Annotated in this window: 12 protein-coding genes; 4 read left to right on the top strand and 8 right to left on the bottom strand. The window is 70.6% G+C overall.

The features are described from left to right. The first annotated feature begins 8 nt into the window (after window positions 1-8). Window positions 9-2426: a galactose oxidase-like domain-containing protein gene (locus AB0D94_RS33005; RefSeq protein ID WP_362059766.1), complete on the top strand. Its 2418-nt coding sequence runs from the start codon at window positions 9-11 to the stop codon at window positions 2424-2426. A gap of 60 nt (window positions 2427-2486) precedes the next feature. Here AB0D94_RS33005 and AB0D94_RS33000 read toward each other — a convergent pair whose 3' ends face one another. Then, window positions 2487-3221 carry a hypothetical protein gene (locus tag AB0D94_RS33000; RefSeq protein ID WP_362059763.1) on the bottom strand — a complete coding sequence of 245 codons (735 nt, stop codon included), beginning with the start codon at window positions 3219-3221 and terminating at the stop codon, window positions 2487-2489. Window positions 3222-3412: 191 nt separating this feature from the next. Then, entirely contained in the window at window positions 3413-4129 is a 717-nt protein-coding gene (locus tag AB0D94_RS32995; RefSeq protein ID WP_362059760.1) for a hemolysin III family protein, read from the bottom strand. 219 nt (window positions 4130-4348) lie between these two features. Between AB0D94_RS32995 and AB0D94_RS32990 the strand changes: the two genes are divergently transcribed. Further along, window positions 4349-6181, top strand: a complete 1833-nt coding sequence (locus AB0D94_RS32990; protein WP_362059757.1) for a phosphoenolpyruvate carboxykinase (GTP) — start codon at window positions 4349-4351, stop codon at window positions 6179-6181. A gap of 113 nt (window positions 6182-6294) precedes the next feature. Here the strand turns inward: AB0D94_RS32990 and AB0D94_RS32985 are convergent, their stop codons facing one another. The 4 genes from AB0D94_RS32985 to AB0D94_RS32970 form a co-directional block, all read right to left on the bottom strand. Then, on the bottom strand, window positions 6295-6906 hold the full coding sequence (locus AB0D94_RS32985) for a hypothetical protein (protein WP_362059754.1): 612 nt from the start codon (window positions 6904-6906) through the stop codon (window positions 6295-6297). After that, entirely contained in the window at window positions 6893-8455 is a 1563-nt protein-coding gene (locus AB0D94_RS32980) for a VWA domain-containing protein (RefSeq protein ID WP_362059751.1), read from the bottom strand. The genes AB0D94_RS32985 and AB0D94_RS32980 overlap by 14 nt, the downstream gene beginning before the upstream one ends. A gap of 131 nt (window positions 8456-8586) precedes the next feature. Then, window positions 8587-9783 carry a toxic anion resistance protein gene (locus tag AB0D94_RS32975; protein ID WP_362059748.1) on the bottom strand — a complete coding sequence of 399 codons (1197 nt, stop codon included), beginning with the start codon at window positions 9781-9783 and terminating at the stop codon, window positions 8587-8589. Then, the gene (locus AB0D94_RS32970) at window positions 9780-10871 is read right to left on the bottom strand and encodes a hypothetical protein (protein WP_362059745.1); all 1092 of its coding nucleotides are present in this window, start codon (window positions 10869-10871) and stop codon (window positions 9780-9782) included. The genes AB0D94_RS32975 and AB0D94_RS32970 overlap by 4 nt, the downstream gene beginning before the upstream one ends. A 144-nt stretch (window positions 10872-11015) precedes the next feature. Here AB0D94_RS32970 and AB0D94_RS32965 point away from each other — a divergent pair, with 144 nt between their 5' ends. After that, window positions 11016-11438, top strand: coding sequence for a hypothetical protein (locus tag AB0D94_RS32965; protein ID WP_362059742.1), 423 nt, complete (start codon window positions 11016-11018; stop codon window positions 11436-11438). 159 nt (window positions 11439-11597) lie between these two features. On the opposite strand, the gene AB0D94_RS32960 is transcribed toward AB0D94_RS32965, so the two are convergent. Both AB0D94_RS32960 and AB0D94_RS32955 read right to left on the bottom strand, forming a co-directional pair. Beyond that, on the bottom strand, window positions 11598-11993 hold the full coding sequence (locus tag AB0D94_RS32960) for a hypothetical protein (protein WP_362059739.1): 396 nt from the start codon (window positions 11991-11993) through the stop codon (window positions 11598-11600). Window positions 11994-12108: 115 nt separating this feature from the next. Continuing rightward, the gene (locus AB0D94_RS32955) at window positions 12109-13320 is read right to left on the bottom strand and encodes a pyridoxal phosphate-dependent aminotransferase (protein WP_362059736.1); all 1212 of its coding nucleotides are present in this window, start codon (window positions 13318-13320) and stop codon (window positions 12109-12111) included. Window positions 13321-13695: 375 nt separating this feature from the next. On the opposite strand from AB0D94_RS32955, the gene AB0D94_RS32950 reads away from it, so the two are divergent. Then, window positions 13696-13929 (top strand): hypothetical protein, encoded by a 234-nt coding sequence (locus tag AB0D94_RS32950; protein WP_362059733.1) that lies wholly within the window; start codon window positions 13696-13698, stop codon window positions 13927-13929. Window positions 13930-15091 lie beyond the last annotated feature (1162 nt).

The raw sequence follows: 15091 nt of genomic DNA, 5'->3' as shown, positions 1-15091 counted from the left end.
ACTTGTCCATGCGTCTGAAGATCCGGCGGAGGGCCGGGCGGCGGGCCGCCCTGCTTGCCGTCGGGGCGATGACCGCGGGCCTGCTGCTCACCGCACCGCAGCAGGCCACGGCCGGACCGCCCAATCTGCTCACCAATCCCGGGTTCGAGAGCGCGGGCGCGCCCGGCTCCGACATGCCTTCCTGCTGGTCCAAATCCGGCTGGGGCGACAACGACTTCACCTTCGCCACCGTCGCCGACGCGCACACGGGCACCAAGGCGATGAAGGTCTCCCTCACCCGCCGCGTCGACGGCGACCGCAAGGCCCTGGTCACCGAGAGCACCGCCTGCGCCCCGACGGTCACGCCGGGCAAGCAGTACGACCTGTCCGCCTGGTACAAGTCGAACACCCCTGACGTGTCGGTGACCGTGTTCCGCCGGGACACCACGTCGGGCTGGCAGTACTGGACCGACCTGCAGAATCCGCCGGTGAGTGCCGGATGGGCGCGCACGGAGGTCCGTACGCCGGTGGTCCCGCCCAATACCGACAAGATCGCGTGGGGGCTGTCGGTCTACGGGGTGGGCACGCTCACCTCGGACGACTACGCGCTGGAGGAGGTGGGCGGGGCGCCGCCGCAGCCGGCCTGTTCGGGTACGGCGGAGGAGTGTGCCAAGGGCAAGTGGGAGGTGATCCCGGCCAAGAACCCGGTGCGTTCGATGCACGCCGTCGTGCTGAAGAACGGCAAGGTGCTGCTGATCGCCGGCTCGGGCAACGACATCGCCCAGTTCAACGCGGGCACCTTCACCTCGGCCGTCTACGATCCGGCGAACGGTTCGTTCAAGACGATCCCGACGCCGGTGGACATGTTCTGCTCGGGCCACGTGCAGCTGTCCGACGGGCGGGTGCTGGTGATGAGCGGCAACAAGGGGTACCCGTCCGCCGACGGCACGGTCGGCTACCAGGGGCTGAAGGACAGCTACGTCTTCGACCCGGCCACCGAGGCGTACACGAAGACGAACGACATGAACGGCGGGCACTGGTACCCGTCGGCGACGATCCTCGGCAACGGTGACGTCATCTCCTTCGGCGGGCTGAAGGAGGACTCGACGGGCAACGTGACCGCGGAGAAGTTCTCGGCGGCGCAGAACAAGTGGCTGCCGATGAACGAGGTCAACCAGACCTGGTCGTACTGGGGTCTGTACCCGTCGATGATCCTGATGCAGGACGGGCGGCTCTTCTACTCGGGCAGCCACACCTTCGGCAACGGCACCCCGGGCACCGGCGCCTCCGTCTACGACTACGACGCCAACACGATCACCGACGTGCCCGGCCTGCGCAACAAGGACCAGCGCGACGAGTCGGCGAGCGTGCTGCTGCCCCCGGCGCAGGACCAGCGGGTCCTGACCATCGGCGGCGGCAACAACGAGACCAACCCGGCGGCGAACCGGATCACCGACATCATCGACCTGAAGCAGCCGAGCCCCGCCTACACGGCCGGCCCGGACATCCCGCTCGGCCTGGTCGACCAGGGCGCGGGCAAGCGGCCGCAGACGGGGGCCGAGGGCAAGATGTACGTGTCCGCCGTGCTGCTGCCGGACGGCAAGGTGCTGGAGACCGGCGGCGCCCTCCACGACCGGGCGGACCCGGTGTTCGAGGCCTCGTTCTTCGATCCGGTGACCAACACCTACCAGCCGGGGCTGGCCGCCGACCCGATCCCGCGGACCTACCACTCGGCGTCGTTCCTGATGCCCGACGGCCGGGTGATGTCGGTCGGCGACAACCCGGGCAACGGCACGTACAACCACAACGTGTCGATCTACACCCCGCCCTACCTCTTCAAGGGGCCGCGCCCGCAGATCACTTCGGTGATCGACACGCAGTGGGTGTACGGGGACACGCAGCGGATCACCGTCGACCGGCCCGTCGCCAAGGCGGAGCTGATCCGTCCGGCGGCCGTCACCCACTCCTCGGACCCCAATCAGCGGTTCGTGGACCTGCCGATGACCGTGAACGGCAACACGATCGACCTGAACGTCACCAGCAATCCGAACCTCGCGCCGCCCGGCTGGTACATGCTCTTCGCGGTCGACGCGAACGGTGTCCCGTCGGTCGCGAAATGGGTGCACGTGGGCGGGGCCCCGGCCCTGGCGAAGGCGGGCGAGCAGCCCTCCGCGCACCAGCACACCTTCGCCGACGAGCTGGGGGCGCCGAAGAAGAACCCGGCCAAGCGGGACTCCGTACCCGTGGCGCCCAGCGTGGCCGGCTGCGACCGGCACTACGGCTCGGTCAACCTGTGCGTGCCGACCCGCTTCCCGGCGGAGGTGAAGGAGACGACGAAGGCGCGCTGCGAGTGGCTGGCCGCCCACCAGTACCCGAAGCGCATGAAGGTGAACGGCAGCGACCCGCTGCGCCTGGACCCGGACCGCGACGGCTACGCCTGCGGGTAGCGGGACAGGAGAGGGGACAGGTCGGGACCGGCCCCGGAGAGGAGCCGGTCCCGGCCGCGTTCACGGCTGGCCGGGGGTGACGCACGTCATGCTGAACTCGGCGCGGTTGGACTTCGTTTCGTCGCCGATGATGCTGATCTGTCCCCAGCCGCTGAGCTGGTCGCCCGTCTTGACCAGGCCGGTGGGCGTCCATTCATGGACAGGGACGTCCTTGGTCCCCGGCTGGGCGAAGTTCAAGGTGAGCACACCGGAGACCTTGCCGTTGCTCAAGGTCCAGCGGTACTTGACGTCGCCGGCGGTGGCCGCGGTGATGGTGCCCACGAATTTCACCGGAAGCTCCGGGCTGAAGATGATGCAGGGAACCTTGCCGGTCTTGGTCGTCTGCGTTGCGGTGGCGCCCGTGACATCGGCCGTCTTCGGCGCGGGCGGCTTGTCCGCTTCCGCGGGGACCTTGGTGCACCTGAGGGCCGGCGTGTTCCGGTTCCTCTCCTTGACCGTGTAGTCGCCGTGCTTGACGTTCTCGTCCACGTACCTGCCGTTGGAGGCCACGCGGGCGTCCGTCTTCAGCCCGGGTCCGGTGATCGTCACCCGGGCACCGCCCTGGAACCCGGAGAGTTTCAGGTCGAAGGTGGCCTTGCCGTCCGCGGCGGGTTCGCCCTTGACGAGGGCGCAGGCGGCCGCGGGTGCACGGGCCGGGACACCGGAGCCAGCGGCCGTGGCGGCGGTGGCCGGCGTGAGCACGAGCGCGGACACCATGCAGGGAGCGAACAGGGCACGGCGTTGCTGACGGTTCATGGCTGGGAACCTCTCCTTCGGGGTACGTCCTCCCCACCCCCTGGCCCCGCCCACGACCACGTGCGCGCATCACTTCCATGCTCCCCCAGCCCTGTCGCGGTGTCGATCGGGAGCGCCCGGCGAGCCCGGCGGGGAAACCCCAGGGAGGCATCCGGGGGTGCCGCGCCCCGGACCCGATGGGCAGCAGGAACCTACGCGTGCTGGTAGGCGGCGAGCGAGATGCCGACGTAGTGGGCCACGAAGGCGGCGAGGGTCAGTGAGTGGAAGACCTCGTGGAAGCCGAAGAAGCGGGGGGAGGGGTTGGGGCGCTTCATGCCGTAGATGACCCCTCCCGCGCTGTACAGCAGACCGCCGACGATCACCAGGACCAGGACGGCGATGCCGCCGGTGCGCATGAAGTCGGGCAGGAAGAAGACCGCGGCCCAGCCCATCGCGATGTAGCAGGGGGTGTAGAGCCAGCGCGGGGCGCCGACCCAGAAGACCCGGAAGGCGATGCCCGCCGCTGCGGCGATCCACACCGCCCACAGCAGGGTCCGCCCGGTGGAGGGCGGCAGCAGCAGGACGGTCAGCGGGGTGTAGGTACCCGCGATGATCAGGAAGATGTTGGCGTGGTCGAGCCGCCGCAGGATGGCTTCCCCGCGCGGGCCCCAGGTGCCGCGGTGGTAGACGGCGCTGACCCCGAAGAGCAGGCAGGCCGTGAGGATGTACACCCCGCAGGCCACGCGGGCCCGGGTCGAGTCGGTGAAGGCCATGAGGACGAGGCCCGCGACGAGCACCGCGGGGAACATCCCCAGGTGGAGCCAGCCGCGCAGGAGGGGCTTGGCCTCCAGGGCGGACTCGACGGCCTCGGCCGCCTCGACGACCGGATTGGACTCGGCGGCCGGGACGGCGGCGGCGTCAGAAGTCATGGCACACATGCTACCTACGGGTCCGTAGGTTTCTGTTGGTCCTCTTTACGGAAGATTGACGCGAGTGGCGATGCTCACGTGAGAGGCCCTCTGGACATATGCGCACATCCACCGGATGATCAGATGAGTGCGGTCGGCACCGGATGAGCGGAGCGCGAAGCGTCCGGGTCGCAGCCCCCACGGGGCAACACCAAACAAACCCCTCAACAAGGAGCAATCGTGGCGCGCGACAACGCGGCTCCCACCATCCCGACGACCCACCAGGAGCTGATCTCCTGGGTGGACGAGATCGCAGCCCTCACCCAGCCGGACCGCGTCGTCTGGTGCGACGGCTCCGAGAGCGAGTACGAGCGCCTGTGCGAGGAGCTCGTCGCCAAGGGAACGTTCAAGAAGCTCGACGAGACGAAGCGCCCGAACTCGTACTACGCCGCCTCCGACCCGTCCGACGTCGCGCGCGTCGAGGACCGGACCTTCATCTGCTCCGAGAAGGAGGAGGACGCGGGCCCGACCAACCACTGGAAGGCTCCTTCCGAGATGAAGGAGATCTTCGCCGGCGGCGAAGGCATCTTCCGCGGCTCCATGAAGGGCCGGACGATGTACGTCGTCCCCTTCTGCATGGGCCCCCTCGGCTCCGAGCTCTCCGCGATCGGCGTCGAGATCACCGACTCCGCCTACGTCGCCGTCGCCATGCGCACCATGACCCGCATGGGCAAGGCCGTCCTGGACGAACTCGGCACCGACGGCTTCTTCGTCAAGGCCGTCCACACCCTCGGCGCTCCGCTCGCCGAAGGCCAGGCCGACGTCCCGTGGCCGTGCAACACCACCAAGTACATCTCCCACTTCCCCGAGACCCGCGAGATCTGGTCCTACGGATCCGGCTACGGCGGCAACGCCCTGCTCGGGAAGAAGTGCTACGCCCTGCGCATCGCCTCCGTCATGGCCCGCGACGAGGGCTGGCTCGCCGAGCACATGCTGATCCTCAAGCTCACCCCGCCGCAGGGCGAGTCCGAGGAGCCCAGGTACATCGCCGCCGCGTTCCCGAGCGCCTGCGGCAAGACCAACCTGGCCATGCTGGAGCCCACGATCCCCGGCTGGACCGTCGAGACCGTCGGCGACGACATCGCCTGGATGCGCTTCGGCGAGGACGGTCGCCTCTACGCGATCAACCCCGAGGCCGGCTTCTTCGGCGTCGCCCCCGGCACCGGCGAGCACACCAACGCCAACGCCATGAAGACCATGTACGCCAACACCGTCTTCACCAACGTCGCGCTCACCCCGGACGGCTCCGACGTCTGGTGGGAGGGCATGACCGAAGAGGCGCCCGCGCACCTCATCGACTGGAAGGGCAACGACTGGACCCCGGAGAGCGAGACCCCGGCGGCCCACCCCAACGCCCGCTTCGCCGTCCCCGCCTCCCAGTGCCCGACGATCGCCCCCGAGTGGGAGGACCCCAAGGGCGTCCCGATCTCCGCGATCCTCTTCGGCGGCCGCCGCGCCTCCGCCGTGCCGCTGGTCACCGAGTCCTTCGACTGGAACCACGGCGTCTTCATCGGCTCGAACATCGCCTCCGAGAAGACCGCCGCCGCCGAGGGCAAGGTCGGCGAACTGCGCCGCGACCCCTTCGCCATGCTGCCGTTCTGCGGCTACAACATGGGCGACTACATGGGCCACTGGATCGACGTGGCCAAGGGCAAGGACCAGTCCAAGCTCCCGAAGATCTACTACGTGAACTGGTTCCGCAAGAACGACGCGGGCAAGTTCGTGTGGCCCGGCTTCGGCGAGAACAGCCGCGTCCTGAAGTGGATCGTCGGCCGCCTCGACGGCACCGCCGCAGGCGTCGAGACCCCCATCGGCGTCCTGCCGACCGTGGAGTCCCTCGACACCGACGGCCTGGACCTCCCGGCCGCCGACCTGGACTTCCTCCTCACCGTCGACAAGGAGGTCTGGCGCGAGGAGGCCGCCCTGGTCCCCGAGCACCTCAACACCTACGGCGACCACACTCCCAAGGAGCTGTGGGACCAGTACCACGCGCTCGTCGAGCGCCTGGGCTGAGCCAGGCCGCGCCCTGAACAAGGGCCAATGAACGTGGGAGCCCCCGACCAAGCGGCGCCCACCGCTGTGGGAGCCCCCGACCAAGCGGTTCCCACCGCAGCACATGACCGACCTCAGGAGCGTCCTCGCTCCTCCAGGTAGGTCGTGTGCGTCTGCTGACGGCGGGCCTCCACCTCGTGGAGGTCCGCCGTCACGCTTCGCGCCTCCTCGACCAGGACCGCCAACTGCCGCTCCAGGTGCCGCTCCGGCGACTCGCCGCCCGGCGCCATCCGGTTCCACCAGCGCGTCCGGTTGTACGCGTCCACGCACTCCGGCACGTCCTGCCGGATCCCCCGCGACAGCGCGTGCACCGCCTCCGGCTCGGTGGCCAGCACATCGGCCACCCAACCCGGCGCCAGCAGCGCCCCGTACAGCTCCAGCAGCACCCCCAGCGTGTCCCCGGCCCCCGACGGCAGCTCCACCTCGGCCAGGTACTCCCGCAGCCGCGCGAAGTCGTCGCGCAGTACGCCGAGTTCCTCGCGCGGATCGAAGGGCGGCGGCGCCGCCCGCTCCGGCGGGGCGATCAGCGCGCCCGCCCCGTACAGCCCGGCGACCACCACCGGCCAGTACGCGCCGCCCGCCCCGGCCAGGGTCAGACCCACCCCGGCCACGCCGCAGGCCGAACCGGCCAGGTTCTTCTTCGACTCCAGGTAGCCGAGGACCATTCCGGATCTACTGGTAGCCACGGATCTCCTCGAATGCTCCGTTCAGCGAACCGTTCCCGCCGGTGGCGTCGAAGAGGCGCCCGCCGGTCAGTTCGGTGATGTGGGTGATCTCCTTGCGGTCCGAGTCGCCGAACAGCACCGCGAAGACCGGCGTGTGCTTCTGCGCCTCGGGCAGCGCGGCGTAGAAGGAGTCGAAGTGCCCGGCCCCCACGCCCTCCGTGTTCTCCCCGTCCGTCATCAGCACGATCGAGGTGAAGGCGTCCGTACCGCCCTTGCCGAGGTGTTCGTACGCCGCCTCCAGACTGCTGTAGACCGCCGTACCCCCCTCCGGCGCCAGCGACTGCACATCGGCGCGCACCGCATCCAGCGCCGGCCCCGGATTGCCCGGCTCGACGACGTGCGTCCGAACCTTCTTCACCTTGGACCCGAACGGCAGGAGCGTCACCTCCTCGCGGTCCCGGAAGCGCTCCCCGGTCCCCGAACTCCCGCTCCCCGTCAGGTCGGTCAGCGCCGACTTCAGTCGTCCGATACGGTCCTCCTCGGCCATCGAACCCGAGGTGTCCAGCACGTACACCGTCCGCGAAGGCCGGCGCAGCTCGTTCTCGTACGAGGCCAGCAGCCCGTCCGCCACCGAACGTGAACCGGGGAAGGGCAGCTCGCGCCGCATCGAAGCGTCCAGCCCGGCCGCCGGAGCCACCCCGGCCGCCACCGGGCGGCGGAAGGTCTGCTCGGTGATCGCCTTCTGGGCCCCGGCGCCGCGCAGGTACTCCGTCAGCGCCCGCCCCGACTCACGGGCCCCGGCCGGGGCCGACGTCAGCAGGGTCAGCGGATAGTGCGCGGTGACCACCCCGTCGCGCGGCCGGATCACCGTCAGCGGGGCCTTGGCGTCGCGGTTCATGGACAGCAGCACCGACTCGTAGTTCACCAGCGCGTCCACGTCCCCGCGCTTGGCGTACGCCGACACCAGCCAGCCGGAGGAGCCCGAGGTCAGCTTCTGCCCGGAGAAGAACTCCTTCAGCCGCGGCGAGGCCGCCTTCACGTCCGCGTCGGTCAGCGCGGCCTGCGCGCCCGACAGGCCCGAGGCCACCGACACCAGGGCGGAGAAGCCCGAGTTGGAGCGCACCGGGTCGGTCATCCCGTACGTCAGCTTCCCCCCGGCCACGGCCTCGTGCACCGCCGACCAGGTCACCTCCTCGGGCTTCCAGCCGAGCCGGGCCACCGCCTCCGGCTTGACGCCGAGCGCGACCGGGGAGGACATCACCGGGGTCTCGTTGGCGAGCTTCCCGGCCGCCTCGGGACGCAGCCGCAGGTAGTCGTTGGACGACAGCCAGATCGCGTCGTACTTCCCGTCCGCCTTCCCGGAGGCGACCTGCTCGGCCGCGTCCAGCGTCCCGGACCAGGTCAGCTGGACCGTCACCCCCGTGGCCTTCTTGGCCTGCGCCAGCACCGGCTCCAGGTCGGCCAGCTCACTGGAGGCCAGTACCCGCAGGGTGCCCTCCTTGTACACGGACTTCTCGGGCTCGGCGGACCTCTCGGGCTCGGCGGTACACGCCGTCGCGGCGGTGAGCACGGCCAGCGCGAAGCCGATCCAGCCTCGCCGAGCACCATTCAGCCTCGCCGGCGATTGAGGCGCGGGGTCTGGGGCGGAGCCCCAGTTCCGGGAAGGGGCGGGGCGGGAACCGGCTCCGCGCAGCGGCCGCCTCACAGCGCACCCCCCTCAAGCGCACTGGCGGTCCGCGTCCGCGCGAGGTACGCCGACGCGGTCTGCAGCTCCCCGGCCAGGGACTCCACGGTCGCGGCCATGTTCTCCGTGGCCTGCACCTTGAAGGTGTCGATCGCGTCGAGCGTCTTGTAGATCTGCGCGAACGCCGTCCGCAGGGTCTCCGCGCCCACCGCCGGATCGGCCGCGATCCGCTGGATCTCGCCGCTCTGCGTGGACAGCATCTCCGCGTTGCCCCGGATCAGCTCCTCGGTCGTGCCCTTGAGGGCGTTGACCTGCTCTACGACCTTGCGCTGGTTGTCGAGCGCCGAGGCCAGCATGACCGCGATACGCAGCGCCGACACGGTCGTGGTGGCGGCCCGGTCCACACCCTTGATCAGCTCGTCGTTGTTGCGCCGGACCACGTCCATGGCCAGATAGCCCTGCGCGCAGACGGCCAGCTGCGTCAGCAGGTCCTGGTGTTTCTGCCGCACCGGGAAGAGCACGTCCGCGCGCATCGCGTCGGCCCGCTGCGGGTCGGTGTGCCCGGCCTCGGCGATCCGCCGCTCGACGGCCGCGTCCAGGGCCTCGGTGAGGACCGCGTACTCCTGGAGCTTGCCCATCGTCTCCCACAGGCGGGCCCGCTCGGTGTGCAGGGCCGCGTTGTCGCGGCGCAGCTCGTCCTGGCCTCCGCGCAGCGCGCCCACGATCTTGTTGAGGGTGGCCTGCGAGGACGCGTACTTCGCCACGTGGTCGCGGAACCTGTTGCCGCCCGGCAGCTTCGCGAGCAGCTTGCGGGCCCCCTTGGCGGGCGCCTCCCGCGGATCGAGGTCCTCGACGGTGCGCCGCAGCTCGACCAGCGACCCGGCGACGCGGGCCTGGGCGTCGCCGCCCTCGCCGGAGCCGAGGGAGCGCACGGCCCGCTCCAGCATCCGGTTGGACTGCTGGGCGGCGCTGCGGATGTCGGCGGAGCCCAGCCCGGCGATCTCGCCTATGCGCTGCGCGAACTCCGGGGAGCGGCTGTCGATCCCGGCGAGCCCGCCGACGTACTCCCCGGCCCGGCGGGCCATCTCCTCGCGGACGCCGTCCTGGAGCGGGACGAGGCCGGAGGCCTGCTCCCGGCGGACCGGGGCGACGGGGTCGGGCGGGGTGAGGACGAGCGGGGCGTCTTCCCCGCCGGCGGTCGGTGTCGGTGTCATGGCGTGTCCCCCTGGGCCTTGGAGCGCTCGGCCAGCGCCATCAGGATCTTGACGGTGGGTGTGCCGACCTGGCGGATGCCGGTCAGTCCCGGGTTGAGGTACGCGGCGTGCGGGGCGGTCGCGGCGGTGAACTCGGGCACGCCGTCCTGCGGGCGGAAGCCGTGGCGCAGGGCCAGCTCGCGCAGCTTCGGGTCGGTGGCGAGGAGGGAGCCGAGCTCCTGGGCCTTGTCGCCGAGCGGGACGAAGGTGTGCGCGGTGTTGACCGTGGTGTCCGGGTAGAGGACGACCATGTCGCCCGGCTCCTGCTTCTGCAGCAGCAGGGCGGCCACCTGGGACTCGTACACCAGGATGAGCGGCTCGCCGCTGCCGCTGATGAAGGCCCGGAAGGGGTCGTCGGTGCTGGGTTCCAGGGCGCCCTGGACCGAGATGAGCTTGCGCAGCAGCGGCGCGGTGCGCGTGATCCCGGCGTCGTCGGCGACGACGTTGTTGCTGTTCGCGACGTTGGAGGTGGCGGCCAGGAAGAGGGCGCCGGAATTGGAGGTGGCCGGGTCGGTGGTCTTGACGAACACGGTGCCGGTCAGCTCGGAGTGGGCGGCGGAGCCGGACAGCTGCTGCCAGGTGCGGTCCTCGGCGGCGGCCTTGAGGAAGGGGCCCATGAGGAGGGTCCCGGAGTTCTTCCCGTTCATCTTCGCCAGCCCGTTGGCGGCGAGCACCTGGGCGGCGTTGGTGCGGGCGATGACGACGAGCGGGGAGAAGAAGGGCTTGGTGGTCTGGGCGCCCTTGAGGCCGGCCGCGACCTCGATCTCCTTGGCGGGTTCACTGCTGCTGGGGAAGGCGAAGTCGAACTCCTTGAGGGCGAGTTGGTCCATCGCCCAGGAGCCCGAGGTCTCGGTCTTCACGGTGTAGCCCTTGTTCGCAAGGGCCTTGACGACGTCGGGGTCGCGGAAGAATTCGGACTTCTCCGAGCCGATGACGCCACGCACGGTCTTCGTTGCCGTGGTTGCTGAGTCCTGCCCCTGGAAGAGGACGACGTAGATCACGCCGCCTACGAGGAGGAGGCCCAGGACGATTCCTAGGATGCGTCTCACGAGGTGCAGCGTGCTCGCGGAAACCCACATTCCGCGACGAGTTGAATGAACGTCAGGTGGCCAGGCGGTCCCACTTCGAAATGCTGTGTGAGCCCGTGGGTGCTGGTGGGCGGGGCGGCCGCCCGGGAGGATCGTGCCATGGGCGTGAGCGCGTTGAAGTGGCAGGGCTGGCTGGTCGGTCTGGTGGTGCTGGCCGGACTGCTGGTGTTCGCCCCGCTGGGCCTGTACGTGTGGGCCAGCGGAGGCGATCCGCCGGCGCCGCCGCCGCGGGCCGCGGTGGAGGACGTACGGGTCACCGCGTGCCGGATCGACCCGGCGAGCCGCCGGGTGGTCGCGGGGGTGACGGCCGCGGGCAGGCCCGAGGGGCTCGGCGCCTACGTGGTCACGGTCGAGTTCCGCGAGACGGCGCAGCCGGACCCGGCGCAGCGGGCCGCGCAGGCCCTGGTCAAGATCCCGGGCGTGGCTCCGGGGGCCACCGAGTCGGGGGAGGCGGTCGGCCCGGTGTGGCCGATCGCGACGGTCCCGTGGTGCGGAGTCGCGGCGGCGGCCTTCACGGCGGAGCCGTAGGGCTTCTCATCGGCCTGGCCTGGTCCCGGGGCTGCGCGGGGTGCAGGTCGCGGGGTCGCAGGGTGCGGGGTCGCGCGTGCCCCGCGCTGTGGTCCGCCGGGCTTCCCGCAGGGAACATGGCACCCGGTCCGGAGCCTCCGCGGCCCCGGACCGGGGCCGTCAGTGGGCGCCGGCCAGGTCGAGGGCGTCGAGGGCGGCGGAGTGCGCGTCCATGCGCTCGGCGGCGAGGATCGCGACGGTGGTGTCGGCGCGGGACGCGGCCACGAGGAGCGCGCGGGCGGCGAGGTCGTGCGCACGGTGGTGCAGGACGGCGGTGTCCCCGCTCGGCCCGCCCTGCGGCGCACGCGCGGGCTCGGCCCCGCGCAACCGCGTCACCTGCGCGGCGATCGCGTCGGAGGCCCCGTCGAGCCCGAGCTCGTCGGTGACCGCGAGCAGTGCCGCGAGGTGCCCGGCGAGCTGGATGTCCAGGGCTTCGCCGCGGCTGCGGTGCGGGTAGTCGGGGGTGGCGGCGCCCATGCGGTGGACGACCGGCTTGCTGCGGCTCGGCTCGTACATGAGGAGGCCTCCTGCGTGGGGTCAGGAGACCATCCTACATTGGATTCGTTCTAAAGTTGAGCTGGATCCGGTAATGCTCGACCCGCACGCGAGGCGCGGCCGCGACGGCTGCGCCCTACGGCTGGCCGTACCCGTCGAGGAACTTCCCGATCCGGGTCACGGCGTCCGCCAGGTCCTTCGCGTTCGGCAGCGTCACGATCCGGAAGTGATCGGGCTCGGGCCAGTTGAAGCCCGTACCGTGCACCACCATGATCTTCTCGGCCCGCAGCAGGTCGAGGACCATCTGCCGGTCGTCCTTGATCTTGTAGACGGAGGGGTCGAGCTTCGGGAAGAGGTACAGGGCGCCCCGGGGCTTCACGCAGGTGATGCCGGGGATCTGGGTGAGCAGCTCGTACGCCGTGTCGCGCTGCTCCAGCAGCCGCCCGCCGGGGAGCACCAGGTCGTTGATCGACTGCCGGCCGCCGAGGGCGGTGGCGACCGCGTGCTGCGAGGGCATGTTCGCGCACAGGCGCATGTTGGCCAGGATCGTCAGGCCCTCGATGTACGACGAGGCGTTCTTCTTGGGGCCGCAGACCGCCATCCAGCCGGCCCGGTAACCGGCGACGCGGTAGTTCTTGGACAGCCCGTTGAACGTGAGGGTCAGCAGGTCCGGCGCGATGGCGGCGGTGTTCGTGTGTGTCGCTCCGTCGTACAGGATCCGGTCGTAGATCTCGTCCGAGCAGACGACCAGGTTGTGGCGGCGCGCGATGTCCGTCAGCCCGCGCAGCATCTCGTCGTCGTAGACGGCGCCGGTCGGGTTGTTCGGGTTGATGATCACGATCGCGCGGGTGCGGTCGGTGACCTTGCGCTCGATGTCCGCGAGGTCCGGCATCCAGTCGGCCTGCTCGTCGCAGCGGTAGTGCACGGCCGTGCCGCCCGCGAGCGAGACGGAGGCGGTCCACAGCGGGTAGTCCGGCGCCGGGACCAGCACCTCGTCGCCGTCGTCGAGCAGCGCCTGCATCGACATCTGGATCAGCTCGGAGACGCCGTTGCCGAGGTAGATGTCCTCGACGTCCAGCTCGATGCCCTTGGTCTGGTAGTGCTGCATGACCGCGCGGCGCGCGGAGAGCAGCCCCTTCGCGTCTCCGTAGCCGTGGGCGTTGCCCAGGTTGCGGAGCATGTCCTCAAGGATCTCCGGGGGGCACTCGAAGCCGAAGGCCGCGGGGTTGCCGGTGTTGAGCTTGAGGATGCGATGACCTGCTGCTTCGAGCCGCATCGCCTCTTCGAGCACGGGGCCGCGGATCTCGTAACAGACATTGGCGAGTTTCGTTGACTGGATCACCTGCATGACGGGAGCTTACGGGGCCGGGTGCGGGCTCGCCCTGCCATTTGGGTGCCGGATGCCAGGAGGGATATGTCCTGGTTCGCGCGATGGGAGGGTGGTGGCCGGGTCCCTCCTTGGAATCCGGGGCCGGCCCGCGCTCCGGCCTGCGGAACGGGTGCACGCACACGGCGCCGGAACGCCCGATGTTGCGCTCGTCACCCCGGGCGCCGCGCGCGGGAACCCGGGCCGGCGGACTGCCTCCGCTGAGTACGCGGCATGAGTACGCGCACTCATGCGCAAGACCGCCCCGGCGGCGAGGCTGGGCGTCGTGGATCAGGCGGGAGCCGGGCGGGAGCCGGGCGGCTGGTCCCGGACATCAGCGAGCGAAGGGCGCGAGCAGTGGAGTTCGTAGTCGGCGACATGACGATCACCACCGTGGGCACGGACGGTGACGACCGGGTGATCGAGTTCCTGGTGACGAACCGCAAAGGTACCGGCACCGACGCCTTCGCGATCTTCCGCGAACACGGCGAAGGCTGGGAGGGCGCCCGCCTCGCCATCGACCCCCAGTCGGGCACCGTCCCGGTGGCGGCGGTGGAATGGGCGGTGGAGTTCGCCCGCGAGTACTTGTGAGGGGCGGGCCGGGGCGGCTTGTGGGGGCGGGGCGGGGGCGGGGCGGGCCGAGGCGGGCGGGGTCCGGGCGCGGGTGGGGCGGCTTCGGCCGGGCGGGATCTTGGAGGCGGGGCGGGGCTTGGGGGGCCTGTACCGGTGGGACGGGATCTTGAAGGCTGGGCGGGGGCCTGGGGGCCTGTGCCAGTGGGACCCGATCAGAGAAGGTTTGGGGGTTTCCCGTCAGTCCCATCGTCTCTCCGTGTCGGGCCGGCCCCTCAAGGGCGCTCCCTGCGGTCGCGTCGCTTCGCGATGGCCTGCGGCCACCCTTGACCGGCCGTCCCGACACGGAAAGACAGGACTGTCGGGAAGCCCCCAAAAGAACGGTCACCTGGGGACAAGTACTTGTGCGGGGCGGCCGGGGAGGGGCGGGCTGATGCCCTGGGGGCTGTTCCGGCCCGGCCTGAGCACCATCTGAAGGGTGCCGGGGGCGCGGGGACAGCCACCCGTCACCAGACAGCGGTCAGATGGGGGTCGGGAGCGGGGGCGCGTCAAATCGCTACGCGCTCCTCATCTCTCAGCGTCCGGCGCCCGTCTGTGGCGGCTTGAGCCCAACTCACACTCGGCTGGCCAACGCCCACTCACCCCAGGCGCCGACCAAACCGGTGGCGGCTTATGTCCAGCCCCAGACGGGCGCCGGACGCCCTCGCTCGGGAGCGCGTAGCGATCTGTGGCGGCTTATGTCCAGCCCCAGACGGGTGGCGGACGCCTTTGCTCGGGAGCGCGTAGCGATCTGTGGCGGCTTATGACCAGCCCCAGACGGGTGGCGGACGCCCTTGCTCGGGAGCGCGTAGCGATCTGTGGCGGCTTATGACCAGCCCCAGACGGGTGGCGGACGCCGTCGCTCGGGAGCGCGTAGCGATCTGTGGCGGCTTATGTCCAGCCCCAGACGGACGCCGGACGCCATCCGCGAGGAGCGCGTAGCGATTTGATGCGCTATCGACTCCTGGCGGTTCCTGCCGGGGGTCTGGTCGGGGTCTTGCTCCGACAAGGCGGCTGCAACCAGGCCGCCCATCCCGGACCGCCCCATGCAGCTATCTGTCCCAGGTGACCGTTCTTTTGGGGGCTTCCCGACAGTCCTGTCTTTCCGTGTCGGGACGGCCGGTCAAGGGTGGCCGCAGGCCAT

Origin of the sequence: Streptomyces sp. NPDC048255, assembly GCF_040652415.1 — a bacterium.
In the GTDB taxonomy this organism is placed as follows: domain Bacteria; phylum Actinomycetota; class Actinomycetes; order Streptomycetales; family Streptomycetaceae; genus Streptomyces.
This window is presented reverse-complemented; position numbering and strand designations above follow the sequence as displayed.